The sequence below is a fragment of the Kitasatospora sp. NPDC057512 genome (assembly GCF_042802135.1).
GTDB lineage: Bacteria > Actinomycetota > Actinomycetes > Streptomycetales > Streptomycetaceae > Kitasatospora.
The window spans coordinates 1-2,490 of the sequence record NZ_JBHVET010000990.1; the positions used below are offsets into that span (position 1 = coordinate 1).

A 2,490-nucleotide genomic window follows, 5' to 3' on the forward strand; every position below is an offset into this window, starting at 1 on the left:
GGGCATGGCCGCCGCGATGCGGCGGGCCAACTCCGTTGCGGCTGCGGCGCGTTCGGGCGGCTCCGGGGCCGGTGAGGCGAGCGGCTGCTCGGGCACCGGCCGTACCTCGCCGGTCCCCAGCGGGACCACGGCGCGCGGCCGCATCGGCTCGGCGCCCCGGCGGGAGAGCACCACCAGCTCGCCGACCCGGGCCGAGGCCCCGGTCAGCCGGGCCGCGCAGTCGGCGGCCACCCGCTGCGGGTCGGTGCTGCGCCCGAGGCTCAGGTGCGGGGTGAAGCCCTCCGCCCGGCCCCGGCAGCGCGGGAAGCGCCGTTCCAGCGCGTGCCGCAGTGCCGACCAGGGCGCGGCGGAGGCGGCGGCCGGGTCCAGCCAGACGGTGGCGTCCTCGCGGTGCCCGAAGGTGTGCACGCCCTCCAGCCGGGCGGTGAACGGCGCCACCTCGGCGGCGGCCGCGCCCAGCAGCGGCAGGGCGCGGTCGAACTCGGCCTCCGGGACGAAGCCGAACAGCAGGTTGACGTGCGGGGGCCAGCGGCGCAGCTGCGGGTCGTACGCCTCGCGCAGCCGCTGGATCGGCGGCCAGAGCTCCTGGGGCGGCAGCCAGGCGACGGCGGTGCGGGCGGTGGGCGCGGCGTCGAGGACGGCGGCCCCGTCGTCGTCGCGGCTGTCGCCGGTGTCGAGGAGGAGGTCGACGGCCACGCCGTAGTGGTCGGAGGGCAGGAGCCCGTCCTCGGCCGGGCGGTCGCCGAGCAGGACGGCCGCGGTGGCGCGGGTGTTGTCGGCGCGGTGCAGGACGCGGTCCAGGCGGCCCGGTCGGCCGGTCAGCGAGGAGACCGCGGCGAGCGGGTTGGCCGTCGGGTCGAAGGTGGGGGTGTCGTCGGCCGGCCCGTGCACCTCGGCCCAGGCGTCCCGCAGGCCGAGCGCGGCGGCCGGGCCCGCCGGGCCGGAGCGGCCGTCGTTGAAGTCCCCGAGCAGCAGCAGCTCGCCCTCCACACCCGCCAACCCCTCGGCCAGCCGGGCGAGTTCGGCCCGGCGGCGGTCGGCGCCGTCCGGTGAGTGGTCGCTGCTGAGGTGGACGGCGGCGACGGTCAGCGGTGCGCCGGAGGCCCGTACCGCGAGGGCGGTGACGGCCTTGTGCGGGCCCAGCGCGTGCCGCCCGGCCGCCAGCACCGGCAGCCGGCTGAGCAGCAGCAGGCCGTGGTCGTCGACCTCCGGCCCGAGCGGGTCGGCGCCGAGGGTGTACCCGGCGCGGACCCAGGGTGCGGCCAGCAGCAGGGCGATCAGGGCGGGCTCGACCTCCTGGAGGGCGATGACGTCGGCGTCGGCGGCCGCCAGTGCGGCGAGCAGCAGCGGGCGGCGCCGGGCGGTGGCGATCCGGTCGGCGTCGTAGCGGTCCCACAGGGTGTTCCAGGTGACCACGCGCAGGCCGCCGGCCGCGGGGGAGCCCTCGGTGGCCGTGGTGACGGCTTCCGTGGTCCCGGTGGGCTCGGCGGGTCGCCAGCCGCCGTCCGGGTGCCAGGCGTACGGGGTGGTCGCGGTGAAGAAGGGCGCGGGCAGGAGCGGTGGGACGGTGCGGCGCCCGGCCTCGGTGCGGTCGAGCAGGTCCACGCCCGAGGCGCGGTCCCAGACCCGTACGCCGTCCGCCTCGACCCAGTGCACCCGGTGCCAGGGGATCTCGCCGGAGGCGGTGAAGGCCTCCAGCGGGACGCGCTCGGTGCGGTCGTCGCGGTGGCGCACGCCCAGGGTGAACCGGGCCGGGTCGAAGCGGGCGTCCCAGCGGATGCGCTGGCAGATCTGTTCGATGGGGCGCATCAGTCCTCCTGCTCGTCGAGCGTGCCCGCGGTGTCCTCCACGGCGCCACCGGGGCCGACGTACCAGGTGCGGTGCGCCTGGCCGGGGTAGGGCGGGCCGAAGCGGTGCAGTTGCGCGGTGAGCACCTGGGCGGGCACCGGGTGCGGCCGGACGGCGTTGCGGCGCAGCAGCTCCTCCTCGCCGACCACCAGCACCACCTGGGTGACCAGGGCGTCGTGGCGCTGGGCGACGGCGTGGACGTGGGAGCGCTGCTGGCGGTTGAGCGAGGTGGCGTCCCAGACGGCGGTGGCGCCGGCGGTTTCCCCGGGGCCGCCGGTGGATTCCCCAGGGGCGCCGGCGGATTCCCCAGGGCCAGGGGTCGGGGCGGCGGCCAGGGCGGCGTCCAGCCGGGCCAGGCCCTCGCGCAGCACCTCGGCGTTGTCGCGCTGGTCGGCGCGCGAGCCCCGGGCGGCGCGCAGGTCGTCCAGGCTGATCCGGGCGGTCACGCCGGTGAGCCCGGCGGCGAAGCCGCTCTTGCCGCTGCCGGAGGGGCCGCACAGGTGGATCAGCCGGGGGAACCGGCCGTCGCGCCAGCGCCAGGTGGCCGCGACGGCCTCCTCGGCGGTGGCGATCCGGCCGACGGCGTACGCCTCGCGGGCCTGGGCCCAGCAACGGTCGGCGGCGTCGCGGTCCAGACCGGCC

Annotated in this window: 2 protein-coding genes; both read right to left on the minus strand. The window is 78.6% G+C overall.

Annotated elements, in window-relative coordinates:
* The coding region (locus tag ACFU6K_RS36650) for an RNA repair domain-containing protein (RefSeq protein WP_380670615.1) at positions 1-1,809 on the minus strand (1,809 nt) is incomplete at its 3' end.
* Positions 1,809-2,490: AAA family ATPase (locus tag ACFU6K_RS36655; RefSeq protein WP_380670617.1), on the minus strand; the 682-nt coding region annotated here is incomplete at its 5' end. The genes ACFU6K_RS36650 and ACFU6K_RS36655, both read right to left, overlap by 1 nt.